The sequence below is a fragment of the Methylobacterium organophilum genome, from assembly GCF_022533465.1.
Classification (GTDB): domain Bacteria; phylum Pseudomonadota; class Alphaproteobacteria; order Rhizobiales; family Beijerinckiaceae; genus Methylobacterium; species Methylobacterium organophilum.
In genome coordinates, this window is the sequence record NZ_CP092848.1 from 824886 (window position 1) to 848336 (window position 23451).

The following is a 23451-nucleotide window of genomic DNA, read 5'->3' on the forward strand; positions in this document are numbered from 1 at the left end:
CCTCAGCGGGCCGGCGCGCCGCCGGGGCCCTCGGCCGCGTTCGGCTTGTCCGTGGCGGCCTTCGGGCTCGCCAGGAACTCGGCGAGGTAGCCCTTCCAGAGATTGGCGTAGCGCAGGGACTGGTGGCCATGGGTGTCCGGCGAGGTCGGCACCAGCACGAAGCGGGCCTCCTTCACCTTGGCGATGGCGCCGTTCATCACGTCGAGCTGGGGCGGGTTCAGCTCGTCGTCGGCGAAGTTCACGGCGAGCACCCTGGCCGTGATCCGGTCGAGCTGCGGATAGGGGTCGTAGTCGAAGGAGGAATCGAACCAGTACAGCCAGTCGTTGGCGTCGGCCTTGTTCTCGTAGGCGGCGGCGAGCTTGTCGTAGAGCGCCTGGGCGCCGGCATTGGTCGGCGCGTCCTTCTGCAGGCCGAGCACGCTCTCGGTCATGATGTTGAAGATCGGCAGGATCTTCCCGAAGCGGGAGGGCTGCTTCTCGTAGTCGCCGCCCTTCCATTCGGGATCGGTGCGGATGCCCTCGATCAGCAGGCGCCGCCACAGGGCGTTGCGGCCGCTCACCGGGATCGGCTGGCTCGCCACCGGCATCACCAGGTCCATCATGCCGGGATAGCGCTCGGCCCACATCCAGGCCTGCATGCCGCCCATGGAGGTGCCGAGCACGAGGCGCAGATGCTTGATGCCGAGCCCCTCGGTGACGACCCGGTACTGGCCCTCGACCACGTCGGCATAGCCGTAGCGGGGAAAGCGGGCGCGCAGGCCGTCCGAGGGCTTGGAGGAGCCGCCGCGGCCGATGCCGTCCGGCAGGATCACGAAGTACTTCTCCGCATCGAGGGGGGCGCCGGGGCCGAACAGCTCCAGCCCCAGGGTCGGGACCAGGAAGGCCTTGCCGGTGCCGGTGGTGCCGTGCAGGGCGAGAACCGCGTTGTCGATCTCGCCCGTCTCGTCCCGGTGGGGCGTGCCCAGCGTCGTGTAGTGCAGCTTCGCCTCGGGCAGGCTGCCGCCGCCCGCGAAGCGGAAATCCTTCACGACGAGGTCGCCCTCCTTCTGGTTGGGATAGGCGGCGGGCGCGGCCGCGACCGCGCCGCAGAGCCAGCCGCCGGCGAGCGCGGCGCCGACCATCCGGAACACCCTCTTCACGAAACCCTCCTCCCACGTTCTTTGGGCGGAGATTATTCCGTATTCACTTTGCCGGTCGAGGGCCTTGCGCGCCGAAGTTGTGCCCGGCGGCAGGCTTCTAGCGCTTGGCCGCGGCGAGCTGGGCCGGGGTCTGCGTGGCGCCCATGGACTGGGCGAGCGCCGCGGCATCCTGCCCGGCGCCGTCGCGCACATCCGGGTCGGCGCCGTGATCGAGGAGCAGGGCCACCATCTCCGTGCGGTCGAACATCGCCGCGGTCATCAGGGCGGTGCGGCTGCCGCCCCCGGTGCCGTCGACCTGGGCGCCGTGCTCCAGCAGCAGCCGGGCGATGCCGAGCTCGTTCTTGAAGGCGGCGCCGGCGAGCGGGGTCTGGCCACGGTCGTTGGCGAGCTCCGGATCGCCGCCGGCCTCGAGGATCACCTTCACGGTCTCCTCCTGGCCGTTATAGGCGGCGAGCATCAGCAGGCTGTCGCCCTTGTCGTTGCGGATATTGGCCGGCAGCCCCTGCCCGAACAGCTCGGCAAGCTCCGCGGCATGCCCCATCCGGGCATATTGGAAGACCCGCCCGGCAAAGGCGAGGGTCTCGTCGTCGAGGGCGGGCGGGGCGGCGGGGCGGTCTTCGGCCATCGGGATCTCACTGCTTGCGGCAGCCGGCATCTGGCGCCCCCGCCCCTCCCTGTCCAGCCGATGGAGACTCCGGCGCGGCGGTTTTCGCCCGAGCCGTCGCGGCGATGACGCCCTTTCGCGCGCTTTGAGCAGGCACGGCCCTCAAGGTTCGGCGCGCAGTCCGGCGAGATCCAGGCGGCGGGTGACCATGGCGAGGTGGCCGGCTTCGTCCCGCGGCCATTCGGGCTCCGGGCGGTCGCGGTAGAGCTCCACGCCGTTGCCGTCGGGGTCGCGCAGATAGAGCGCCTCGGAGACGCCGTGGTCGCTCGCCCCGTCGAGGGGAATGCCGGCGGCGTCGAGGCGGCGGAGGGCGTCGGCGAGGGCAGCCCGGCTCGGGTAGAGGATGGCGACGTGGTAGAGGCCGGTGGTGCCCGGGGCCGGCGGGGGACCGCCGGCGCTCTCCCAGGTGTTGAGGCCGATATGGTGGTGGTAGCCGCCGGCCGAGACGAAGGCCGCCTGGCTGCCGTAGCGCTGCATCAGCGTGAAGCCGAGCACGCCGCAATAGAAGCCGAGCGCCCGCTCCAGATCGGCCACCTTGAGATGGACGTGGCCGATGCGGGTCTCCGGATGGATGGGCGCGCTCATCGCCGCCCCCCTCAGCCGCGGCGCAGGGCGTAGGGGCCGCTGCCGAGCCCGGCCTGGACCAGGAGCATCACCGCCCAGAAGCCGGCGAATTCCCAGCCGCCGCCCGGGTTCTGAGCGAAGAAGCCGTTGGCGCCGTGCACGGTGACGATGGCGCCGACGAGGATCGGGATCAGGGCGAGGGCCACCCAGCGGGCATAGAGGCCGAGGATGAGGGCGAGGCCGCCGGCTGCCTCCGCGGCGATCACCGCGTAGCCGAGGGCCGGCGGCAGGCCGAGGGAGCCGAAGAAGGCCGCCGTGCCGGCGGGGGTGAACACGAACAGCTTCAGCCCGGCATGGGCCAGGAACAGCCCGCCCAGGGTCAGCCGCAGCAGGAGCGCGGCATAGGGGGCGGTGCGGGTGTCGGTGGTGGTGGTGAGGGCGGTGGTCATGGTCGAACGGGTCCGTTTGCGATAGAGAGATCGTGCCCCATGCCGGCGCTTGCGATAATCCGCCGATTTCTCCATTCATCTCACTCTACTGGAGTAAGATGACGCCGTGCTCGACCGCGTGACCGGGATGCAAGTGTTCGCGCGGGTAGCGGCCCTGGGCAGCTTCTCCGCCGCCGGCCGGGCGCTCGGCCTGTCGCAGACCGGGGTGACCAAGCATGTCGCGGCCCTGGAGGCGCGGCTCGGCACGCGGCTGCTGCACCGCTCGACCCGCCGCCTGACCCTGACGGAGGCGGGCCGGGCCTATGGGGAGGCCTGCGAGCGCATCCTCGCCGAGATCGCCGAAGCCGAGGCGGTGGCGGGCGCGGAGGCGGTGGAGGCCCGCGGGACGCTGCGGCTCAACGTGCCCCTCTCCTTCGGCGTGCGGGAGATCGCCCCGGCGCTCGCCGCCTTCGCCGCCGCGCATCCGGCGGTGAGCGTGGAGCTGGGCCTGAACGACCGGCGTGTCGACCTGATCGAGGAGGGCTGGGACCTCGCCGTGCGGATCGGGGCGCTCGGCGATTCGAGCCTGATCGCCCGCACCCTGGCGCCCTGCCGCATCGCGGTCTGCGCCGCACCCGATTACCTCGCCCGGCACGGCACGCCGCACCGGCCCGAGGCGCTGAAGGACCACAATTGCCTCAGCTACACCCTCGCCGATGCGGGCGGCTGGCGCTTCGGCGATCGGACCTACGCGGTCTCGGGCAACCTGCGCGCGCCCAACGGCGCGGCCCTGGTGGCGGCGGCGATCGCTGGCCAGGGCCTCGTCTACCAGCCGACCTTCCTGGTGGGGGACGCCCTGCGGGCGGGGCGGCTCGTCGCCCTCGATCTCGGCGCGCCCACCCCCATCCTCCCGATCTCCGCGCTGATGCCGCCGGGCCGGCGCCCGGCCAAGACCCGCGCCTTCCTCGCCTTCCTCGTCCGCCGCTTCGAGGGCGAGCCTCACTGGGACCGGGACCTCGCCCTGCCGGCGTGAGGCAACGCCCCGCGCCGCCGGCGACCGGTCAGCGCGGCGCGTCGGGCTCACCCTCGAACAGCCGGATGATCTCCTCCTGGTGGAGGGTGTCGAAATCGTCCGGAACCGAGATCTTCCCCGCGAGGAAGCCGATGCGCCGGGTCCGCGGAGCGTCGGCCGTCTCGGGCACGACGCGCACCAGCGGCCGGCCGCCCTTCGTGATCACGAAGGGCTCGCCGCGGGCGGCCTGCTCGACGAGGCGCGGCAGATCCGCCTCAGCCTCCTGAAGGCTGACCGTTTTCATGACGGCCCTTCCCTCGCCAACGCGCATATCCTGAACAAGGGAACGGTAGTTCGGGCGGAAGTCTCGGCAAGACGGGGACTGAAACGGTTTGACCCGTCTTCCTCATCCCTCCGGTCGAGCCCATATTCAGCCCATGCCGACTCCGAAGAAGCCCAGCGCCAAGCCGAGCCCCAAGGCGCGTTCCGCCGCGGCCAAGGCCGACAAGCCCGAGCTGAAGCCGCTCGACGAGCATCTCGCGGCCCTGCTCAACCCGGCGCTGAATCGCGAGCGGTTGAAGGTGGCCGAGCCTGCACCCGCCGCGGGCAAGGGGCGGGGCCGGAAGGCCGCCGCGTCCGGGCGGGCGGAGGGCTTCGCCGAGGCGCCGCAGGCGGGATTCACCCTGCGCGACGACGCCGCCGAGATCGACCCGCATCTGGCCCAGGCCCTCGGCCTGACACCCCCCGACGACGGGCCGGCCCCGGAGACGGCGCCCGCGCCCGACGAGGACGCGCCGTCGCTCGCCACCGAGGGCGTCTCGGCCACGGTGGAGGCGCTGGAGAAGCTGCTCACCGAGGGCAACCCGCTCTTCAAGAACGGCCAGGCCTGGGTGCCGCACCGGCCCGAGCGGCCGCAGAAATCGGAAGGCGGCGTGAAGTTCACGCTGAAATCCGAGTTCACTCCCGCCGGCGACCAGCCCACCGCCATCGCCGACCTGGTGGCCGGCGTGAGGCAGCAGGAGCGCGACCAGGTGCTGCTCGGCGTCACCGGCTCGGGCAAGACCTTCACCATGGCCAAGGTGATCGAGGAGACCCAGCGCCCGGCCCTGATCCTGGCCCCGAACAAGACGTTGGCCGCGCAGCTCTACGGCGAGTTCAAGAGCTTTTTCCCGGACAATGCGGTCGAGTACTTCGTCTCCTACTACGATTATTACCAGCCCGAGGCTTATGTCCCGCGCTCCGATACGTTTATCGAGAAGGAAAGCTCGATCAACGAGCAGATCGACCGCATGCGCCACGCCGCCACCCGCGCTCTGCTGGAGCGAGACGACGTGATCATCGTGGCCTCGGTGTCCTGCATCTACGGTATCGGCTCGGTCGAGACCTACACGGCGATGTCCTTCACCGTGTCGCTGGGCGAGCGCATCGAGCAGCGCCAGCTCATCGCCGACCTCGTGGCGCTGCAATACAAGCGGATCCAGTCCGATTTCGCCCGCGGCACCTTCCGGGTGCGCGGCGACGTGATCGAGCTGTGGCCGGCCCACTTGGAGGATCGCGGCTGGCGCATCGGCCTGTTCGGCGACGAGGTCGAATCCATCGTCGAGTTCGATCCGCTGACCGGCAAGAAGATCAACGAGCTGAAGTTCGTGAAGGTCTACGCCAACTCGCACTACGTCACGCCGCGCCCGACGCTGCAGCAGGCGATCAAGGGCATCAAGGAGGAGCTGCGGCTGCGCGTCGCCGAGCTGACCAAGATGGGCCGCCTGATCGAGGCGCAGCGGCTGGAGCAGCGCTGCACCTTCGACATCGAGATGATCGAGGCCACCGGCGCCTGCAACGGCATCGAGAACTACTCGCGCTATCTCACCGGGCGGAAGCCCGGCGAGCCGCCGCCGACCCTGTTCGAGTACCTGCCGGACAACGCCCTCGTCTTCACCGACGAGAGCCACGTCACCGTGCCGCAGATCGGCGGCATGTATCGGGGCGACTTCCGCCGCAAGGCGACGCTGGCCGAATACGGCTTCCGCCTGCCCTCCTGCCTCGACAACCGGCCGCTCCGCTTCGAGGAATGGGACGCGATGCGGCCCCAGTCGGTCCACGTCTCGGCCACGCCGGGCAAGTGGGAGATGGAGCGCACCGAGGGCGTCTTCGCCGAGCAGGTGATCCGCCCGACCGGGCTGGTCGATCCGGTGATCGAAATCCGCCCGGCCCGCTCCCAGGTGGACGACCTTCTGGGAGAGGTCCGCGCGGTGGCCCAGGCCGGCTACCGGACCCTGGTCACCACCCTGACCAAGCGCATGGCCGAGGACCTGACCGAGTACCTGCACGAGAACTCCGTGCGGGTGCGCTACATGCACTCGGACATCGACACCCTGGAGCGCATCGAGATCATCCGCGACCTGCGCCTCGGCGCCTTCGACGTGCTGATCGGCATCAACCTGCTGCGCGAGGGCCTCGACATCCCGGAATGCGCCCTTGTCGCGATCCTCGACGCCGACAAGGAGGGATTCCTGCGCTCGGAGACCTCGCTGATCCAGACCATCGGCCGCGCGGCCCGCAACGCGGAGGCCCGCTGCATCCTCTACGCGGACAGCATCACCGGCTCGATGGAGCGGGCGATGGCGGAGACCGAGCGGCGCCGCCAGAAGCAGCTCGCCTACAACGCCGAGCACGGCATCACGCCGCAATCGGTCAAGCGCGGCATCGCCGACATCCTGGAGAGCGTCTACGAGCGCGATCACGTCCGCGTCGATACGGGACTGGCCAAGGACGCGATCACCGTCGGGCACAATCTCAAGGCGGTCATGGCCGATCTCGAGAAGCGCATGCGGGCGGCCGCCGCCGATCTCGACTTCGAGGAGGCTGCGCGCCTGCGCGACGAGCTCAAGCGGCTGCAGGCGACCGAGCTGCTGGTCGCCGACGATCCCATGGCCCATCAGGGCGCCATCGAGCGCGAGGCGGGCCGCTACGGCGAGAAGGGCCGCTCCCGCATCGCCAAGCCGACCCTCGACAATATGGGGCCGGGCACGGACCGCGAATTGCCGGTGGGGGGCGCCCTGCCCTCCCCGACCTGGCAGGAGCGGCCCAAGGCCCGCTCGACCCAGGGGCTCGGCGGCCAGAAGCCGCGCTACAAGGGCGGCGGCGGCCGCAAGCGGGGATAGAGGCGGGCGCCCGCCGGGCGGCATGGACATCGCCCCGCCGGGGCGCCTAGAACGGCGCCTTCACGAGCAGGGTGCGCCGGCCCGGGTCCCGGTCCGCCATCATCCTCCGCCGCCCTGCCGAGCCGGTCCACGCTCCGGCGGGATCCGCCTCAGCCGACGGGCCTCACGGTGTCTGGTCTTTCCGCCCCTTCTCCGCCGGGATGCCGTCCGGCATCGATGCCCGCATGAGGACGCTTCTCGATCTCGTGCGCGCCATGCGGCCGCACGAGCGCCGGCAGCTCGCCCTCATCCTGCTCGGGCTCGCCGTCGCCGCCCTGTTCGAGGTGGTGGGCGTCGCCTCGGTGGTGCCGTTCCTGACCCTGGTCGGGGACCCGGCGGCCGCCGGCCGCATCCCCTATCTCACGGCGATCCGCGACGGGCTCGGGCTTACCGACGACCGCAGCTTCCTGCTCGTCACCGGGCTCGCGGCGCTCCTCGCGATCCTGGCCACCAGCCTGATCAATGCGGGGCTGACCTTCGCGCAGCTCCTGTTCTCGCACCTGACCGGCTACGGCTTCGCCCGGCGCCTGCTCGCCCGCTACGTCGACCGGGAGCGGCTGTTCTTCGCCCGGGCCAACAGCGCCGAGCTCGCCAAGAACGTGCTGAGCGAGACCGACCGCATGGTCGTCGGCGTGCTGACGCCGACCATGGTGCTGGTCTCCCGGGGCGCCTCGGCGCTCGCGGTGGTGCTGTTCCTGATCGTCTACCAGCCCAAGCTCGCCCTGATCCTCGGCGGCGGCTTCGGCGGCCTCTACGTGCTGATCTACCTCGTGATGCGGGCCCGGCTCGCCAAGCTCGGCGCCCGGGCGGTCTCGGGCAACGAGCGGCGCTACCGGGTGGTGCAGGAGACCTTCGGCGCCCTGACGGAGCTCAAGCTCTACGGCCGCGAGGCCCGCTTCGCGGCGGCCTTCGACCCGCCGGCCCGCGCCTATGCCCGGGCGGTGGCGGAGAGCCTGCTCACCGGGCAGATGCCGCGCTTCGTGATCGAGTCCCTGGCCTTCGGCGGCGTCATCGTCGTCGTGCTGTTCGCCCTGCATCAGGGGCTCGACACCGCCGGGCTGCTGCCGCTCCTCGGCCTGTTCGCCTTCGCCGGCTATCGGATGCTGCCGGCCTTCCAGAACATCTTCGTGTCGATCGCGCAGCTGCGCTTCCACCTGCCGGGGGTGCGGGTGATCGTGGAGGCGCTGCAGGGCGAGCGCGAGCCCCGGCCGCGCACCGCCGAGCGGCTGCCCTTCGCCCGGGAGATCCGCTTCGAGGGCGTCGGCTTCGACTACGAGCCGGGCCGGCCGACCCTGATGGGGCTGGACCTGACCATCCCCGCCCACGGCGCCATCGGCCTCGTCGGCCGCACCGGCTCGGGCAAGTCGACGCTGATCGGGCTGCTCCTCGGCATCGTCGCCCCGACGCGGGGCCGCCTCCTCGTCGACGGGCGCGTGCTCGACGCCGACAGCCTACCGGCCTGGCAGAACCGGATCGGCTACGTGCCGCAGGACGTGTTCCTGATCGACGGGACCATCGCCGAGAACATCGCCCTCGGCGTGCCGGCGGAGGAGCGCGACCCGGCGGCTCTGGAGCGGGCGGCGCGGCTCGCCGGCATCCACGACGTCATCGCCACCCTGCCGCAGGGCTACGCCACCGGCGTGGGCGAGCGCGGCGCGCGGCTCAGCGGCGGCCAGCGCCAGCGCATCGGCATCGCCCGCGCCCTCTACCACGACCCGGACGTGATCGTGTTCGACGAGGCCACGAGCGCCCTCGACGGGGAGACGGAGGCCGCCGTGATCGCGGCGCTCCAGGCGCTTTCGGGCACCCGCACCCTGATCATGGTCGCGCACCGGCTGACCTCGCTGCGCCATGTCGACGTGGTGCATGTCCTCGATGCCGGGCGCCTCGTCGCCTCCGGCCCCCTGGAGGCCGTCGCCCCCGAGCTTGCCCCCTTGGCAGAGACGCGCCGCGCCTGAACCGGCGGCTGGCCTGGGGCGCCCCGGCCCGCTATTCCTCCGGGGGAACCAGCGGGGCAGGCGATGGGCGAAACGGTCGAGATCCGGGCGGGCGACGGCGGCACGGCGCGGATCGCCCTGCGGGGCGCGGAGCCCGTCTCCTGGCAGGTCGGGGGCCAGGAGTATCTCTGGCACGGCGACCCCGCCCATTGGAATCGCCACGCCCCCTGGCTGTTTCCCGTGGTCGGCGCCTCGGCCGACGCGGCGATCCGCGTCGGGGGCCAGACCTATCCGATGCCCCAGCACGGCTTCGCCCGGGACGCCGCCTTCTCCGTCGTCGAGCAGGCGGAGGACCGGGTGCGCCTGCGCCTGACCGACGATGCCGCCACGCGGGCGCATTTCCCCTTCGCCTTCCAGCTCGACATCGCGGCGCGGATCCGGCCCGGCGGGCTGGATTTCGCGATCGCCGTCGCCAATCCCGGCGCGGAGCCGCTGCCCTACGCCCTGGGCTTCCACCCCGCCTTCCCCTGGCCCTTCGCCGGGGGCGAGCGCCGGGCCGGCGGCGGCTACCACGTCGCCTTCGAGGCACCGGAGCGGCCCTTCGTGCCGGAGGTGGGGCCCGGCGGCCTGCTCCTGCGCCGCGAGCGGCCGGCGCCCCTCGACGGCGCGATCCTGCCCCTCGATCCGGCGGTCTTCATCGAGGCCCTGGTGTTCCGCAACGCCGCGAGCCGCACCCTGCGCTTCGTCGGGCCAGGCGGCCGGGCCATCGCCATGGCGGTGGAGGACTTTCCCCATCTCGCCCTCTGGACCAAGCCGACCGCGCCCTTCCTCTCCCTCGAATGCTGGACCGGCCATGCCGACTGGTCGGATTTCTCGGGCGAGCTGGCGGAGCGCGATTCCCAGCGCCTGCTGCCCCCGGGCGGCCGGGCGCATCACGGGGTGGGGCTGTCCCTCGAAGGATAGATCAGGCCTCCGCCTCGGCCTCGCTCGCCTCCGGCTCCTCGCTGAGGCGGCGGCGCACGCCCCATTCCGCCAGCGCGTCGTTGAGGTCGTCGAGGACGAAATGACGGGCGCTGTCGCGGTCGTAGCCCTCGTCGAGCAGAGCGTCGTACTCGGTGAAGACGTGGCGGGCGAAGGCCACGAGGGCGAGCCAGGCCGCCGTCTCCGGAACCGCCCGGCGCAGGCCGGGGCTCGCCAGCGCCCGGTCGAGGATCGCCTCGCGCTCGAAATCCGGCAGGCGGGGGGCGAGTCGGGCCAGAGCATGCTCCAGGGCCACGCGTCGGCCCGGCGGAGGGGCGGCGGAATCGGTCATGCGGCTCCTCCTGCCGGTGCCGAGGGAGCGATCGGACCGGCGGCCGATCTTGCGCGGCGCCGGGCGCGATGTCACCTCATGCCCGGAGACGTCATGCCCCGAGTCCCTGCCCGGGGCATGGCGCTCTCGCGTGGTTGCAGACGCCCGCGCTCTTCCCATCACGACAGCTCGGACTGGCCGATGATTGACCGGATCGCCCTCCTCGCCGCGGCCGCGCTGCTCGCCGCCTCCCCCGCGCTGGCGGAGACCGTGCCCGCGAGCCCGCCCTCCGGACGCAACGTCTCCTCGACCGGCCGGGTGATGCCCCCGGCGAGCCCCCGGACCGGCGCCCTGAAGCCGGAGAGCGAGGCGGCGATGCTGAAGGCGCAGAAGGCGGCCGAGACGCGCAACAAGGCCTGGGACCAGCGCATGCAGCGCACCATGGGCTCGATCTGCAAGGGCTGCTGAGGGAGTCGCCGCGGGCGGCCGGCGACACCGCGCCGTGATCCGGTTCGAGGGCGCCTCGAAGCGGTTTCCCGGCGCCGCGCACGCCGCCGTCGCCGCCCTCGACCTCGTCATCCCCGAGGGCAGCACCTGCGTGCTGATCGGGCCGTCCGGCTGCGGCAAATCGACGACGCTGCGCCTGGTCAACCGGCTCGTCGAGCCGGATGCCGGCCGGGTGCTCGTCGGGGGCCGGGACGTCGCCGGCCTCGATCCCGTCATCCTGCGCCGGGGCATCGGCTACGTGCTGCAGGGCATCGGCCTGTTCCCGCACCGGAGCGTCGCGCAGAACGTCGCCACCGTGCCCAAGCTGCTCGGCTGGCCACGGCGCCGGATCGACGCGCGGGTCGACGCCATGCTCGACCTCGTCGGGCTTGATCCCGCGACCTATCGCGACCGCCGGCCCGAGGCCCTCTCGGGCGGCCAGCGCCAACGGGTGGGCGTAGCCCGGGCCCTCGCCGCAGACCCGCCGATCCTGCTGATGGACGAGCCCTTCGGGGCCGTGGATCCCGTCGCCCGCGGCCGGCTCCAGGCCGAGATCGGGGCGATCCTGGCGCGGCTGCACAAGACGGTACTGATCGTCACCCACGACATCGGCGAGGCCCTGCTGATGGGCGACCGGATCGCGCTGATGCGCGAGGGGCGCCTCGTCCAGGCGGCGCCCCCCGCGGATCTGCTCGCCGCCCCGGCGGACGGCTTCGTGGCGGACTTCCTCGGGCAGGACCGGGCCCTGCGCCGCCTCGCCCTGCTGCCCTGCGGCGACTGGGCCGAGCCGGGCTCGGCCGAAGGCGGGCCGGAGACTAGGCCCGAGGCCTCCCTGCGGGACGCGCTCTCGCGGATGCTGGCCACGGGGCGCGATCGCCTGCCCCTCTCCGGGCCGCCGGGCACGCCCCGGCTCATCACCCTGGCCGCGATCCGGAGGGCGGCCTTCGCGCCTCCCGCCACGACCGAAGAGACAGGCTGAGCTCTCAGGCCAGCATGCCGGAATCGCGCTTGCAGGCGGCGCGGATGATGCCCGCGAGCCCCGCCTCGACCACGGCCTCGGCGGCCTCCGACGGGGAGAACCAGCGGCCGTCGCGCTGGTCCTGCTCGGGCCATTTCTTGAGTTGCCGGCGCACCTCGAGGGGATAGACTCGGACCTGGCAGAGCACCGAATCCCGGTTCTTGAGCCGCTTCTCGTAGAAGTAGTAGCCGAGGGCGCGCTTGCCGATATGCCCGAGGAGTCCCGCCTCCTCGTAGGCCTCCTGCGCGGCGGCCTCGTAGGGCTTGCGGCCCTTCATCGGCCAGCCCTTGGGGATGACCCAGCGCCGGCTCTCCCGAGAGGTCACGAGGAGAATTTCGAGGCCGCCTTCAGCCGTGCGGCGATAGGGCAGCGCCCCCACCTGCCGCCGGGCCTCTCGCTCGATCGAGATCAACCCTGCCGTCATCGCAGGTCAACGAGCCGATGACGCAACGGTTCGCTTCCGGACACAAGAGGGTGCGCCCGGACGAGGGAGGAGGAGCCCGGCACTGAGAGGAGGCAGGCCTCTGCAACTTTGCGATGAATCATCGGCGGGGCGAAGCGGGAGATCAGCCGGACGGCGCGATGCGAGACATCCCCACCGCGACGCACCACTAGCCGAGGTCGAGCCTCTTCCTCAAGAGATCCTTAACCGGCAAATCAACATTGGCGCGGCTTGCCAAGGCCGCCCGGTCACCCCGCCATGCTCAGGCTGTCGATGAGGGCGTTGAGATCGGCGCGCATGGCCTGGATCTCCGGCTCCGTGAGATGCAGCTGGCACATGACCGCCTGGCGGACGGCGAGGGCCTCGGAGCGCAGGTCGCGCCCCTTCGGGGTGAGCGCGATCTCGACCTCGCGCTCGTCGGACTGCCGGCGGCTGCGCAGCAGCAGGCCGGAGCCCTCCAGGCGCTTCAGCACGGGGGTGAGCGTGCCGGAATCGAGCCGCAGCCGGCGCCCGATATCGGAGACGGTGATGCCGTCGCTCTCCCAGAGCACCAGCAGCACGAGATATTGCGGATAGGTCAGGCCCATCCGCTCCAGCATCGGACGGTACGACTTCGTCATCCGATGGGCGGCGGCGTAGAGGGCGTAGCAGAGCTGGTTGTCGAGCAGCAGAGGGTCTCTCAGCGTCTCTGCCGATTCCTTCGGAGCGTTCACTGTCCAAACCCCGCCCTTCGACGACCCGAGGCTCCGGCCGCGTGCCCATCCGTGGCAGGCCGCGCGGCGGCGCGAAGCTCGGCGGCGCGCAACCGGCCGCAACACCGATCACGCATGATAGCGGACGGGAAACGGCACGCCATCTGCCGGAACATTCCGCCGCATCCTCTGGAAACTTTTCTTAGAAACTGGCGCGAAACCTCCCCAGGCGCAACCGCCGCCGGAGCTGGGCCGGGGAGAATGACGAAATATTCCTCATCCTGACCGGGATAAAATGGCGCATCCGGCGGCGCGTTCCCTCGCCTGCCGGTCCAGGACCGGCAAGAGACTGCCAGGGCGCCGCGCAAGGGCGGCAGCCCTGGCGCCGACCCGAGGCCTTCGAGAGCCGCTGTCGTGACGCGCGCGCGCACGCCGAACCGGTGTCCAGGTCGGCGGAGAGCGCTCTAGCGGAAGCGCCCCTCGGCGGCCTTGTTGTGGAACTGGAGAGCCGCCAGCAGGCCCTTCAGCGGCCGCACCAGGAGCAGGCTGAGGCCGATCGAGAGCGTGCCCGCCACCGCCGCATGCAGCCACATCGGCGGCTCGTAGGTGATCTCCAGCCAGAGGGCGGTGGCGACCACGACCGCGCCGACGATCGACATCACGAAGAAGGCCGGCCCGTCCGCGGAATCGAAGGCGGAGAAATCCTGCCCGCAGACCTCGCAGGTGGGGCGGAAGCTGAGATAGCCCTTGAACATGTGCCCCTCGCCGCAACGGGGGCAGCGCCCGCGCAGGCCCGTCGGGATCGGAGGCGGCTCGTTGGCGATGGGGCGTGTCACGTCGTTCGAACTCCGGAAGACCAGGCGACCCATCCCGGGAACCTCCCGGCACGACGAAACGGTCCGCCAGCGGACCCGATATCGCATCCGCCCGGTCCCGGCGGAACGTCGCAGGGCGCAACGGCGCCCCGCGCATGAAAAAGGGCGGCTCGCGCCGCCCCTTCCGTCGTCCGTGGGATCAGGCTGCGCTCAGCCGTGGGCGGCGTGGCCGACGCCCGAGCCCCAAACGTAGATGGCGGCGAACAGGAACAGCCAGACCACGTCGACGAAGTGCCAGTACCAGGCGGCGAACTCGAAGCCGAGGTGCTGCTTGGGCGTGAAGTCGCCCTTGTAGGCGCGCAGCAGGCAGACGGCGAGGAAGATCGTGCCGATGATGACGTGGGCGCCGTGGAAGCCCGTCGCCATGAAAAAGGTCGACGAGTAGATGCTGCCCGAGAAGCCGAAATGGGCGTGGCTGTACTCGTAGGCCTGGCAGGCGGTGAACAGCACGCCGAGGATGATCGTCAGCCACAGGCCGTATTTGAGGCCCTTGCGGTCGCCGTGCAGCAGGGCGTGGTGGGCCCAGGTCACGGTGGTGCCGGAGGTGAGCAGGATCAGCGTGTTGAGCAGCGGCAGGTGCCAAGGATCGAAGGCCTCGATGCCCTTGGGCGGCCAGACGCCGCCGGTGAACTCGACGCGGGTCGCCTGGATCGGGTCGGCGGTGTAGAGGGCCGCCTCGAAATAGGCCCAGAACCAGGCCACGAAGAACATCACCTCGGAGGCGATGAACATGATCATGCCGTAGCGGTGGTGCAGCTGCACGACGCGGGTGTGGTCGCCGCTATTGGCCTCGTGGGCGACGTCCTTCCACCAGGACAGCATGGTGTAGAGCACGCCGAGGGTGCCGGCGCCGAAGATGTAGGGGCCGACGGCGAGGTTGCCGAGCGTCAGGCTCTTCATCCAGAAGACCGCGCCGAAGGCCATCAGGAAGCCGGAGAACGCGCCGATCAGGGGCCACGGGCTCGGATTGATGATGTGGTAGTCGTGGTTCTTGGCGTGGGCCTCGGCCATCGTCGTCGCTCTCCTCACCCCCGGCTCCGGCCGCCCGCGGCACCGGTCCCGTTCTCTTCGTTGCGGCGGGGTTCCCCGCCTTTCCGGCCCGACCACTATCGCGGTCGGGAAGCTGTTGTCACGCTTGGCGCGAAAGGAATCGCCCCGCGTCAGAAGTTCTTCCGCTCCCCCGCCTCCACGCTCGCCGTATCCGCGGCGGGCGCCCCGTTCTTCGAGGCGAAGTAGGTGTAGGACAGGGTCATCTCGTCGAGGCCGCCGATATCGGGGTCGCGGCGCAGCTTGGGATCGACGTAGAAGACCAGCGGGAAATCCATGCTCTCGCCCGGCTGCAGCGTGTGCTCGCTGAAGCAGAAGCACTCCACCTTCACGAAGTAGGCGCCCATCAGGTCGGGCTGCACGTTGAAGGTCGCGATACCGGTCGCGGGCTTCAGGCCGTTGTTCTTCACGGTGAAGAACACCGTCTTGGTCTCGCCGGGCGTCGCCGAGACGCTGCGCGTCTCCGGCCGGAAGCTCCAGGACAGGGTCTTGGCGACGTTGGTGTCGAAATGGACCGTGAGCGGCTTGGCCGTGCCGTCCGCCAGGGCGAGGCCCGGGGCGACGCCGCGCACCGGCGTGCCGTCGAAGCCCGTCGCCTTGCAGAACAGGTCGTAGAGCGGCACCGAGGCGAAGGCGAGCCCGGTCATGCCGAGGACAACGCCAGCGCAGGCGATCGCCGTCCAGCGCGCCCCGTTGCCCGTGCTCCCGCTGCTGCGCATCGCCGATCCGTCCTCAGAGCGGCCGGTTGAGGATCTGCGGCCCGAGCTTGGCGATCGTCAGCACGAAGAACAGCAGGACGAGCGCGCCGAGCGTCAGGGCGATGGCGACCGAGCGCTTGCGCCGGGCCTTGGCCTCTTCCGGCGTGAGCGGGCGGATGCCCTCGGGCAGGTTCGACATGGCCGTGCTCACGCCAGGACCGCGCGGAACAGGCCGAGGCCCTGCTCCGCCAGAAGCGCCGAGAACAGCACGAAGAGGTAGAGGATCGAGAAGCCGAACAGGCCCATGGCGGCCTTGCGCTCCGCCTCGCCCTCGCGCCGGCGGTAGACCTGCGCCGCGCCGGCCAGCATGCCGAGGCCGCCCACGAGGCCGACCACGCCGTAGAGCCAGCCGCCGAAGCCGAGGGCCACGGGGGCGAGCCCGAGCGGCACCAGGAGCAGGGTGTACCAGACGATCTGGCGGCGGGTGGAGTCGGGACCGGCGACGTTGGGCATCATCGGGATGCCGGCCTTGGCGTATTCGCCGCTCTTCACCAGCGCCAGCGCCCAGAAATGGGGCGGGGTCCAGATGAAGATGATCGCGAACAGGATCAGCGACTCGATGCCGACATGGCCGGTCACCGCGGCCTGGCCGACCACGGGCGGCAGCGCCCCGGCGGCGCCGCCGATGACGATGTTCTGCGGCGTCGCGCGCTTCAGCCACATCGAGTAGATCACGGCGTAGAAGACGATCGTGAAGGCGAGCAGGCCGGCGGCGAGCCAGTTCGAGGCGAGCCCCAGGATCAGCACCGAGCCGACCGAGAGCACGATGCCGAAGGCCAGGGCCTCGTCGGGGCGGATGCGCCCGGCGGGGATCGGCCGGGTGGCGGTGCGGGTCATCACCGCATCGATATCGGCGTCCCACCACATGTTGAGGCAGCCCGAGGCGCCGGCGCCCACGGCGATCATCAGCAGCGAGATGCCGGCCACGACCGGGTTCACGCTGGCATGGGAGACCACCATGCCGACGAGGGCCGTGAAGATCACGAGCACCATCACCCGCGGCTTCAGCAGGGCGAAGAAATCGGAGACCTCGCCTCCGGCGGCGCCCATCGCGGGCGCGAAGGCCGGCCGATCCGCGCCGGCACCGAGGCTGTTCGACAGAACCGTCATGAACCCACGTGCTTCTCGAAGCGTCGGCCCCGGGGGGCCGTCTTTCTCAATCCGCGCGCCCTTCCGAATCTCGGAAGCGTCGCCCTTTGCGGGCGGCCCCGCGGGGCCACCCGGAAAGAGCGAGGACCGCCGGGGCGGTCCTCGCGTTGTGTCGGTCCCTTAGTGCGCCGGCTCGTCGACGATCTTCGGGAGCGTCTCGAACTGGTGGAAGGGCGGGGGAGAGGAGAGGGTCCACTCCAGGGTCGTGGCGCCCTCGCCCCAGGGATTGTCCGCGGCGCGGGTCTTCGAGCGGAAGGCCAGCACGATGCCGATGAAGAACACGACCATGCCGAGGGCGAAGATGTGGCCGCCCATGGTCGCGACCTTGTGCCAGGGCGCGAAGGCCTCCGGGTAGTCGGCATAGCGACGCGGCATGCCGGCGAGACCCAGGAAGTGCATCGGGAAGAACAGGATGTTCGCGCCGATGAAGGCCAGCCAGAAGTGCAGCTTGCCGGCCCATTCCGGGATGACGTGGCCGGTCATCTTCGGGAACCAGTAGTAGACGCCGGCGAAGATGATGAACACCGCGCCGAGCGACAGCACGTAGTGGAAGTGCGCGACGACGTAGTAGGTGTCGTGCAGGTACTTATCGACCGCCGAGTTGGCGAGCACGACGCCGGTGACGCCGCCGACCGTGAACAGGAAGATGAAGCCCACCGCCCAGTGCATCGCGGCGGTGAAGCGGATCGAGCCGCCCCACATGGTCGCGATCCAGGAGAAGATCTTCACGCCGGTCGGGACCGCGATCACCATGGTCGCGAAGACGAAATAGGACTGCGTCTGCAGCGACAGGCCGACGGTGTACATGTGGTGCGCCCACACGACGAAGCCGACGACGCCGATGGCGACCATGGCATAGGCCATGGCGAGGTAGCCGAAGACCGGCTTCTTCGAGAAGGTCGCGATGATGTGCGAGACGATGCCGAAGGCCGGCAGGATCATCACGTACACCTCGGGGTGACCGAAGAACCAGAACAGGTGCTGGTAGAGGACGGGGTCGCCGCCGCCGGCCGGGTCGAAGAAGGTGGTGCCGAAGTTGCGGTCCACGAGCAGCATCGTGATCGCGCCGGCGAGCACCGGGAGCGACAGGAGCAGCAGGAAGGCGGTGACGAGCTCGGCCCAGGCGAAGAGCGGCATCTTATGCAGCGTCATGCCGGGGGCGCGCATGTTCAGGATGGTGGTAATGAAATTGATCGCGCCGAGGATCGAGCCCGCGCCCGCGAGGTGCAGCGAGAAGATCGCGAAATCGACCGCCGGGCCGGGATGGCCGGAGGACGAGGAGAGCGGCGGATAGACCGTCCAGCCGGTGCCCGCGCCGTTGGCGCCGGGCGAGCCCTCGACGAACAGCGAGCAGACCAGGCAGCAGAAGCCCGAGACCGTCAGCCAGAAGGAGATGTTGTTCATCCGCGGGAAGGCCATGTCCGGCGCACCGATCATCAGCGGGACGAACCAGTTGCCGAAGCCGCCGATCAGGGCGGGCATCACCATGAAGAACACCATGATGAGGCCGTGGCCGGTCACGAACACGTTGTAGGTGGCCGGATTGGAGAAGTACTGGAGCCCGGGCTCCTCCATCTCCATGCGGATGCCGAAGGAGAGGAACGCGCCGATGATGCCCGCGAAGAAGGCGAACAGCAGGTAGAGCGTGCCGATGTCCTTGTGGTTCGTGGAGAGGAACCAGCGGACGAAGAAGGAGGGTTTGTGATCGTGGTGGGCGTCGTGCCCGGCATGTGCTGCGGCGGTAGCCATCGATGCTGACCTTGCTCGGGTGTTTCCTAGATCTCGCGGGATGAGAGCCGGCAACCCGCGCGGGGTGCCGGTCCTCCTCTCAGGCCGTGGGCCGGTTCGTTACCGGGCGGCGACCTTCGTGCCGCCGTCGATGGCGGCGAACTTGGTCTTCGCTTCCGTGAGCCACTGGGCGTAGGCCTCCTCGCTCACCACACGCACGGTGATCGGCATGTAGGCGTGGCGGGCGCCGCAGAGCTCCGAGCACTGGCCGTGATAGGTCCCCTCCCGCTCGGCCTTGAACCACCACTGGTTCAGGCGGCCGGGGATCGCGTCGATCTTGCCGCCGAAGGACGGCACGGCCCAGGAATGGATCACGTCGCCGGAGGTGACCTGCACCTTGACGACCTTGTTCACCGGAACGACCACCTCGTTGTCGTTCTGGAGGAGCTTGGGCTCCTTCTCCTCGTCGACGTTGGCGTCGAAGGTGAAGCCGCCCTTGTCGCCGTCCTGCGGGTACTCGTAGGACCAGTACCAGGCATGCCCGATCACCTTGACCATCACGTCGGCCTTCGGGTCCGAGAGCTGCGTGCGCAGCAGGCGGAACGAGGGGATGGCGACGGCGACGAGGATCAGGACGGGGATGATCGTCCAGGCCACCTCGATGGCGGTGTTGTGCGTGGTGCGCGAGGGGCGCGGGTTCGCCTTCTCGCTGAACTTGACGATGCAGTAGACCAGCAGCGCCAGCACGAAGATCGAGATGCCGAAGGCGAGCAGGTGCAGGTAGTGCTCGAACAGGGCGAGATCGGCGGCCTCGGCGGTGACGGGGACCTGACGGCCCATCTGCCAGCGCTCGGGATGACCGACCGGCTCGGCAAAAGCCGGCACCATGGAGGCGAGAAGGGCGCCGGCGGCGGCTCCCCACGACGACCGATGTTGGCGCTTCACCGTCCTCATAGGCCTCTTTGGCTCCCCGGTTCCCTTGATTTCATTGGTGGGCACCGCATCTGAATGCAGAATGCAGGCCGGGCGATCGGCGGACCGGGTGGGCGTGCGCGGGCACACCGCCGGATTCTCGACCGCGACGTAGAACCATACTGATTGCAAATGCGCAACCGCCTGAGCGTCGCACAAGCGTGGCGGTTCCCGGAGCGCTGGCGATTTTTCGTTTCCAAAGCAAATTATTGAGCGATCGCCGGATGATCGCGGGTGCGATTCCGTGAGCGGGCGGACGTTATGCCGCCCCCCGGCGCCGGCGGCGCTGCCCGGAAGTATCGTTCCGCCCGGGCTCCGGGGTAAAGCAGGACCCGACCGTCGAACCGACGCCGCATGGAGGGACGCCCTTGCCCGAGGAACCGACGACGCCCCCCCGCGCCCCGGCGCCGTCGCGGCGCGTGCCCACCCTCGTCCTCGCCTACGACGCGCCGGAGGCGAGGGAGGACAGCCGGGCGCTCGCCGTCGAGACGCCGGTCAACCTCGTCTATGGCGGCGTGCCCTACGCGGTGATGATGGCGACGCCGCGCGACCTCGAGGATTTCGCCTACGGCTTCAGCCTGACGGAGGGCGTCGTCGCCGCGGCCGCGGAAGTGCGCGGCGCGCAGGTCGAGGCGGCCGAGGAGGGCCTGCGCCTCGTGGTCGACATCGCCCCCGGACGCCTGCGCGAACACCTCGCCCGCAAGCGGGCCATGAGCGGGCGCACCGGCTGCGGCGTCTGCGGCATCGAGGATCTGGCCTCGCTTCCCGTGGCCAAGCCCCGCACCGGACGCGGGCCTGACGTGACGCTGCCGGCGATCGCCGCGGCCCTCTCGGCGCTTGGCGACCGCCAGAGCCTGAACCGCGAGACCCGGGCCGTGCACGCCGCCGCCTGGGCGCGCCTCGACGGGAGCCTGGAAGCCGTGCGCGAGGATGTCGGCCGCCACAACGCCCTCGACAAGCTGATCGGCGCCCTGATGCGGGCCGGCACCGACCCGGACCGGGGCTTCCTGGTGATCACGAGCCGCTGCTCCTTCGAGATGACGGAGAAGGCCGCCGCCTTCGGCGCCTCCGTCCTCGTGGCGATCTCCGCGCCGACCTCGCTCGCCGTGGAGCGGGCCCGTCTGCACGACATGACGCTCTGCGCCATCGCCCGCTCCGACACCCTGACGGTCTTCGCCGGCGGCGAGCGGCTGATCCCCGGCGGCGCCTGAGGGCGGGCTCAGCCCGCCTCGGCGGGCAGCGCGTCGAGGACCTGCCGCATCGTCGGCCGGGCCGCCACCTCGGGCTGGGTGCAGGCCCGTTCCAGCGCGCGCAAAGCCGCCTCCCGAGGCGGCGGCTCCCGGCAGCGATCGAGGAGCTCGCCGAGGAGGATCCCCCAGGAACGCACCTCGATGCGCCGGTAGGCCTCCCCCGCGGGGGTGGGCGGAAGGCGGGAAGCGGCGCCGAAATCGCTCAGCACGGCCGCGCCCCCCTGCCCATCCCCCTGCGCATCCCAGAGCAGGTTGTGGGCATAGAGGTCGCCGTGGAGGAGGCCCTGGCCGTGCAGATGCGCGGCCGCCGCGGCCGCCGCGCGGGCGAGGCGCAGGGCCGAGGCCGGGTCGAGGGCGAGGTCCGGCGCGTAGACGTCGCGGCTGCAGCTCTCCTGGCTCGGGGGGCCGGCCAGCGCCCGCCAGGAGGCGGGCAGCAGCGGCATGACGAGCCCCTGCATCCCCTCCGGATGCCCGGTCAGCCGCCCGAGGGCGCCCGGGAGGTTCGGATGCCGGCCGGCGGCGAGGCAGGCCTCCATCTCCCGCTCCGGGAGCCCGTCGCTGGTCATCGCGCCCTTGAACAGCTTGAGCGCCACGGGCTCGGCCCCGTCGGGCTGGCGCCGGAGGGCGCCGTGCACGCGGCCCGAGGCCCCCTCCCCCAGGCACTGCCCGATCTCCAGATCGGCCCAGGGGATGCCGGGCGCGCCCGCGGGAGGAGTCGCGGGCTCGAACGGGTTCCCGGCCCAGGAGAGCCAGGCGAGCGCCGGCATCCCGGCGAGCCAGGGCGGCAGGGCCTCGAAGGCGTTGGCGGCCAGGCGCAGCAATTCGAGGTTCGGCGCGCCGGCGAGGCTGGCGGGCAGCGCCCGCAGGCGGTTGCCCGCCAGCAGCACCTTCTGCAGCCGCGGCAGGGCGCCGAGGCGCGCCGGCAGGGCCTCGATCCGGTTGTCGGTGAGCGTGAGCCAGCGCAGGGCCGGCGGCAGCGCTTCCGCGGGCACCTCCTGCAGGCCCGCGCCCCGGCAGCCGACCTGGCTCAGCGCCGGGCAGTCGCCCAGCACCGGCGGCAGCCGCGCGAAACGGTTGCCGGAGCCGAACAGCACCCGGAGCCGGCGCAGCCGGCCGAAATCGGCGGGCAAGTCGGTAAGCGTACCACCGCCGAGATCGAGCACTTCGAGCGTGTCCGCGAGCCCGAACAGCTCCCGGGGCACCTCGGACAGCCCGGTCAGGCGGAGCGTTCGCGCCCCGGCGAGGTCTCCCCGGCGCAGGGCCTCGAGCGTCGCGGCGGTCTGATCGGTCGACATGGGCTCCCATGGACCATGGGCAGGCCCTGCTGTCACATCCGAAATCGACCCGAGCGCCCCGCGGGCCTGCGCCCGCCCGCTGCCATGCCCGCCCGCGGCGAAGGGGCGCCCCGCCCCCGCCGGCGGTGGGCGGCGGCGCGCCCGGCCCTACAACGCCGTCGCAGCCCGACGGAAGGAGCGGATGGTCTCGACGCATGCCACGGCCCGGATCGCACCGGCGCCCCACCCGAATCTCGAGCGCAAGGCGGTGGCCGCCGTGGTGCTCGGCAACGCCCTCGAATTCTACGACTTCACCCTCTACGCCTTCTTCGCCAAGCCTATCGGCGAGACCTTCTTCCCCTCGGGCGACGCCACCCACAGCCTGCTCGCCTCGCTGGCCCTGTTCGGCATCGGCTACGTGATGCGCCCGATCGGCGGCATCCTGATCGGCGCCTTCGCCGACCGGGCCGGGCGCAAGCCGGCGATGCTGATCACCATCGCGCTCATGGCCGTGGGCATGCTGATGCTCGCCGCCTGCCCGGGCTATGCCGCGATCGGCGCCTGGGCGCAGGGCATCGTCATCGCCGGGCGGCTGATCCAGGGCCTGGCCCTCGGCGGCGAGGTCGGCCCCTCCACCGCCTATCTGCTGGAGGCGGCGCCCCCGGCCCATCGCGGCTTCGTCGCGAGCTGGCAGATCGCCAGCCAGGGCTGCGCCGCCCTGTTCGCGGGGCTCCTCGCCACGGCGCTCGGCCTGCTCTTCGGCGAGCCGGCCATGGCGGAATGGGGCTGGCGGCTGATGTTCGCCCTCGGCCTCGCCGTGGTGCCGATCGGCCTGATCATCCGCAGCCACCTGCCGGAGACCGCGGGCGCGGAGAAGAACCCGGCCGCCGCCCCCAGCACCGGCGCCGTGGTGATGCGGCTCCTGCGGGAGCATGGGCGCCTGCTGCTCTTGACCTTCCTGATCATCGCCGCCTCGACGGTCTCGAACGCGGTCGGGACCAACATGCCGGTCTATGCCGGCGCGACCCTCGGCCTGAGCGGGCTCGTCGCCGGGGCGGTGCCGATCGCCCTCGGGCTCGCCTCCGTCGCCTTCCCCCTGCTCGGCGGCTGGATCGCCGACCGGGCCGGCCGGCGCCCGGTGATGATCTGGCCGCGCCTGCTCATCCTCGTCCTGTCGGTGCCGGCCTTCGCCTGGATGGTCGCGGCGGGCAATGCGGGAAGCGTCTTCACGGTGACCTTCCTGCTCTCGGCGCTTTCCTCCATCAACGCCGCGGCGATCATCGTCGGCATCCCGGAATCGCTGCCGCGGGCGGTGCGCAGCGCCGGGCTGTCGATCGTCTACGCCTTCTCCGTCTCGATCTTCGGCGGCAGCACCAACTACGTCGTGAACTGGCTGATCGCCGTGACCGGGGACCGGCTCGCCCCGGCCTATTACCTCGCCGCCTTCAGCGCGATCGGCACGGTGGCGGCGATCCTGATGCCGGAGACCCGCCGGCGCGACCTCGACGACGCCCGCGCCTGACAC

24 protein-coding genes are annotated in these 23451 nt (G+C 71.1%); 8 read left to right on the forward strand and 16 right to left on the reverse strand.

Going from position 1 to position 23451, the window contains the following annotated elements; translation table 11 throughout:
- Positions 1 to 2: 2 nt before the first annotated feature.
- The 4 genes from MMB17_RS03730 to MMB17_RS03745 all read right to left on the reverse strand — a co-directional run bounded on the left by MMB17_RS03730 (position 3) and on the right by MMB17_RS03745 (position 2816).
- Positions 3 to 1139 (reverse strand): alpha/beta fold hydrolase, encoded by a 1137-nt coding sequence (locus tag MMB17_RS03730; RefSeq protein WP_241101117.1) that lies wholly within the window; start codon positions 1137 to 1139, stop codon positions 3 to 5.
- Positions 1140 to 1236: 97 nt separating this feature from the next.
- Positions 1237 to 1764 (reverse strand): ankyrin repeat domain-containing protein, encoded by a 528-nt coding sequence (locus MMB17_RS03735; RefSeq protein ID WP_238313211.1) that lies wholly within the window; start codon positions 1762 to 1764, stop codon positions 1237 to 1239.
- A gap of 141 nt (positions 1765 to 1905) precedes the next feature.
- Positions 1906 to 2388, reverse strand: coding sequence for a VOC family protein (locus MMB17_RS03740; protein ID WP_241101118.1), 483 nt, complete (start codon positions 2386 to 2388; stop codon positions 1906 to 1908).
- Positions 2389 to 2399: 11 nt separating this feature from the next.
- On the reverse strand, positions 2400 to 2816 hold the full coding sequence (locus tag MMB17_RS03745) for a DoxX family protein (protein WP_241101119.1): 417 nt from the start codon (positions 2814 to 2816) through the stop codon (positions 2400 to 2402).
- Between the two features lie 106 nt (positions 2817 to 2922).
- On the opposite strand from MMB17_RS03745, the gene MMB17_RS03750 reads away from it, so the two are divergent.
- Entirely contained in the window at positions 2923 to 3828 is a 906-nt protein-coding gene (locus tag MMB17_RS03750; RefSeq protein ID WP_241101120.1) for a LysR family transcriptional regulator, read from the forward strand.
- Between the two features lie 28 nt (positions 3829 to 3856).
- Here MMB17_RS03750 and MMB17_RS03755 read toward each other — a convergent pair whose 3' ends face one another.
- A complete protein-coding gene (locus tag MMB17_RS03755) occupies positions 3857 to 4111 on the reverse strand; it encodes a type II toxin-antitoxin system Phd/YefM family antitoxin (RefSeq protein ID WP_241101121.1) in 255 nt (84 codons plus the stop codon).
- A 133-nt stretch (positions 4112 to 4244) separates the two neighbouring features.
- Here MMB17_RS03755 and uvrB point away from each other — a divergent pair, with 133 nt between their 5' ends.
- From uvrB to MMB17_RS03770, 3 genes are all read left to right on the forward strand, one after another.
- Positions 4245 to 6968 (forward strand): excinuclease ABC subunit UvrB, encoded by a 2724-nt coding sequence (gene uvrB, locus MMB17_RS03760; protein WP_238313217.1) that lies wholly within the window; start codon positions 4245 to 4247, stop codon positions 6966 to 6968.
- A gap of 224 nt (positions 6969 to 7192) precedes the next feature.
- Entirely contained in the window at positions 7193 to 8965 is a 1773-nt protein-coding gene (locus MMB17_RS03765) for an ABC transporter ATP-binding protein (protein WP_241101122.1), read from the forward strand.
- Positions 8966 to 9028: 63 nt separating this feature from the next.
- Entirely contained in the window at positions 9029 to 9907 is an 879-nt protein-coding gene (locus MMB17_RS03770; protein ID WP_241101123.1) for an aldose 1-epimerase family protein, read from the forward strand.
- Between the two features lies 1 nt (position 9908).
- On the opposite strand, the gene MMB17_RS03775 is transcribed toward MMB17_RS03770, so the two are convergent.
- Positions 9909 to 10256: a DUF2293 domain-containing protein gene (locus MMB17_RS03775; RefSeq protein WP_238313220.1), complete on the reverse strand. Its 348-nt coding sequence runs from the start codon at positions 10254 to 10256 to the stop codon at positions 9909 to 9911.
- Between the two features lie 180 nt (positions 10257 to 10436).
- Between MMB17_RS03775 and MMB17_RS03780 the strand changes: the two genes are divergently transcribed.
- Together MMB17_RS03780 and MMB17_RS03785 are read left to right on the forward strand one after the other, a co-directional pair.
- Positions 10437 to 10703, forward strand: a complete 267-nt coding sequence (locus tag MMB17_RS03780; protein ID WP_238313222.1) for a hypothetical protein — start codon at positions 10437 to 10439, stop codon at positions 10701 to 10703.
- 34 nt (positions 10704 to 10737) lie between these two features.
- Positions 10738 to 11700 (forward strand): ABC transporter ATP-binding protein, encoded by a 963-nt coding sequence (locus MMB17_RS03785; RefSeq protein ID WP_241101124.1) that lies wholly within the window; start codon positions 10738 to 10740, stop codon positions 11698 to 11700.
- A gap of 4 nt (positions 11701 to 11704) precedes the next feature.
- Here MMB17_RS03785 and MMB17_RS03790 read toward each other — a convergent pair whose 3' ends face one another.
- The 9 genes from MMB17_RS03790 to coxB form a co-directional block, all read right to left on the reverse strand.
- Complete coding sequence (locus tag MMB17_RS03790) at positions 11705 to 12163, reverse strand: NUDIX hydrolase (RefSeq protein WP_238313226.1); 459 nt, start codon at positions 12161 to 12163, stop codon at positions 11705 to 11707.
- Between the two features lie 266 nt (positions 12164 to 12429).
- Positions 12430 to 12894, reverse strand: coding sequence for a MarR family winged helix-turn-helix transcriptional regulator (locus MMB17_RS03795; protein WP_238313228.1), 465 nt, complete (start codon positions 12892 to 12894; stop codon positions 12430 to 12432).
- Positions 12895 to 13337: 443 nt separating this feature from the next.
- Positions 13338 to 13742 (reverse strand): DUF983 domain-containing protein, encoded by a 405-nt coding sequence (locus MMB17_RS03800; RefSeq protein WP_373325063.1) that lies wholly within the window; start codon positions 13740 to 13742, stop codon positions 13338 to 13340.
- Between the two features lie 156 nt (positions 13743 to 13898).
- Positions 13899 to 14759, reverse strand: a complete 861-nt coding sequence (locus MMB17_RS03805; RefSeq protein WP_238313232.1) for a cytochrome c oxidase subunit 3 — start codon at positions 14757 to 14759, stop codon at positions 13899 to 13901.
- 149 nt (positions 14760 to 14908) lie between these two features.
- Positions 14909 to 15514 carry a cytochrome c oxidase assembly protein gene (locus MMB17_RS03810; protein WP_241101125.1) on the reverse strand — a complete coding sequence of 202 codons (606 nt, stop codon included), beginning with the start codon at positions 15512 to 15514 and terminating at the stop codon, positions 14909 to 14911.
- A gap of 13 nt (positions 15515 to 15527) precedes the next feature.
- The gene (locus MMB17_RS03815; RefSeq protein ID WP_238313236.1) at positions 15528 to 15692 is read right to left on the reverse strand and encodes a hypothetical protein; all 165 of its coding nucleotides are present in this window, start codon (positions 15690 to 15692) and stop codon (positions 15528 to 15530) included.
- An 8-nt stretch (positions 15693 to 15700) separates the two neighbouring features.
- Positions 15701 to 16663 (reverse strand): heme o synthase, encoded by a 963-nt coding sequence (locus MMB17_RS03820; RefSeq protein WP_238313237.1) that lies wholly within the window; start codon positions 16661 to 16663, stop codon positions 15701 to 15703.
- Between the two features lie 159 nt (positions 16664 to 16822).
- A complete protein-coding gene (gene ctaD / locus MMB17_RS03825; RefSeq protein WP_238313239.1) occupies positions 16823 to 18451 on the reverse strand; it encodes a cytochrome c oxidase subunit I in 1629 nt (542 codons plus the stop codon).
- Between the two features lie 99 nt (positions 18452 to 18550).
- A complete protein-coding gene (gene coxB, locus MMB17_RS03830) occupies positions 18551 to 19384 on the reverse strand; it encodes a cytochrome c oxidase subunit II (protein WP_241101126.1) in 834 nt (277 codons plus the stop codon).
- A gap of 386 nt (positions 19385 to 19770) precedes the next feature.
- Between coxB and fdhD the strand changes: the two genes are divergently transcribed.
- Positions 19771 to 20613, forward strand: coding sequence for a formate dehydrogenase accessory sulfurtransferase FdhD (gene fdhD, locus MMB17_RS03835; RefSeq protein WP_241101127.1), 843 nt, complete (start codon positions 19771 to 19773; stop codon positions 20611 to 20613).
- Between the two features lie 8 nt (positions 20614 to 20621).
- On the opposite strand, the gene MMB17_RS03840 is transcribed toward fdhD, so the two are convergent.
- Positions 20622 to 21947: a leucine-rich repeat-containing protein kinase family protein gene (locus MMB17_RS03840; RefSeq protein WP_241101128.1), complete on the reverse strand. Its 1326-nt coding sequence runs from the start codon at positions 21945 to 21947 to the stop codon at positions 20622 to 20624.
- A gap of 181 nt (positions 21948 to 22128) precedes the next feature.
- Between MMB17_RS03840 and MMB17_RS03845 the strand changes: the two genes are divergently transcribed.
- Positions 22129 to 23448, forward strand: coding sequence for an MFS transporter (locus MMB17_RS03845; protein WP_241101129.1), 1320 nt, complete (start codon positions 22129 to 22131; stop codon positions 23446 to 23448).
- Positions 23449 to 23451 lie beyond the last annotated feature (3 nt).

Excerpts from the sequence above, each read along its gene's own strand:
- MMB17_RS03735 (WP_238313211.1), bottom strand. The coding sequence starts at position 1,764 with ATGGCCGAAGACCGCCCCGCCGCCCCGCCCGCCCTCGACGACGAGACC.
- MMB17_RS03740 (WP_241101118.1), bottom strand. The coding sequence starts at position 2,388 with ATGAGCGCGCCCATCCATCCGGAGACCCGCATCGGCCACGTCCATCTC.
- MMB17_RS03745 (WP_241101119.1), bottom strand. The coding sequence starts at position 2,816 with ATGACCACCGCCCTCACCACCACCACCGACACCCGCACCGCCCCCTAT.
- MMB17_RS03755 (WP_241101121.1), bottom strand. The coding sequence starts at position 4,111 with ATGAAAACGGTCAGCCTTCAGGAGGCTGAGGCGGATCTGCCGCGCCTC.
- uvrB (WP_238313217.1), top strand. The coding sequence starts at position 4,245 with ATGCCGACTCCGAAGAAGCCCAGCGCCAAGCCGAGCCCCAAGGCGCGT.
- MMB17_RS03765 (WP_241101122.1), top strand. The coding sequence starts at position 7,193 with ATGAGGACGCTTCTCGATCTCGTGCGCGCCATGCGGCCGCACGAGCGC.
- MMB17_RS03770 (WP_241101123.1), top strand. The coding sequence starts at position 9,029 with ATGGGCGAAACGGTCGAGATCCGGGCGGGCGACGGCGGCACGGCGCGG.
- MMB17_RS03775 (WP_238313220.1), bottom strand. The coding sequence starts at position 10,256 with ATGACCGATTCCGCCGCCCCTCCGCCGGGCCGACGCGTGGCCCTGGAG.
- MMB17_RS03780 (WP_238313222.1), top strand. The coding sequence starts at position 10,437 with ATGATTGACCGGATCGCCCTCCTCGCCGCGGCCGCGCTGCTCGCCGCC.
- MMB17_RS03790 (WP_238313226.1), bottom strand. The coding sequence starts at position 12,163 with ATGACGGCAGGGTTGATCTCGATCGAGCGAGAGGCCCGGCGGCAGGTG.
- MMB17_RS03800 (WP_373325063.1), bottom strand. The coding sequence starts at position 13,742 with ATGGGTCGCCTGGTCTTCCGGAGTTCGAACGACGTGACACGCCCCATC.
- MMB17_RS03805 (WP_238313232.1), bottom strand. The coding sequence starts at position 14,759 with ATGGCCGAGGCCCACGCCAAGAACCACGACTACCACATCATCAATCCG.
- MMB17_RS03810 (WP_241101125.1), bottom strand. The coding sequence starts at position 15,514 with ATGCGCAGCAGCGGGAGCACGGGCAACGGGGCGCGCTGGACGGCGATC.
- MMB17_RS03815 (WP_238313236.1), bottom strand. The coding sequence starts at position 15,692 with ATGTCGAACCTGCCCGAGGGCATCCGCCCGCTCACGCCGGAAGAGGCC.
- MMB17_RS03820 (WP_238313237.1), bottom strand. The coding sequence starts at position 16,663 with ATGACGGTTCTGTCGAACAGCCTCGGTGCCGGCGCGGATCGGCCGGCC.
- ctaD (WP_238313239.1), bottom strand. The coding sequence starts at position 18,451 with ATGGCTACCGCCGCAGCACATGCCGGGCACGACGCCCACCACGATCAC.
- coxB (WP_241101126.1), bottom strand. The coding sequence starts at position 19,384 with ATGAGGACGGTGAAGCGCCAACATCGGTCGTCGTGGGGAGCCGCCGCC.
- MMB17_RS03840 (WP_241101128.1), bottom strand. The coding sequence starts at position 21,947 with ATGTCGACCGATCAGACCGCCGCGACGCTCGAGGCCCTGCGCCGGGGA.
- MMB17_RS03845 (WP_241101129.1), top strand. The coding sequence starts at position 22,129 with ATGGTCTCGACGCATGCCACGGCCCGGATCGCACCGGCGCCCCACCCG.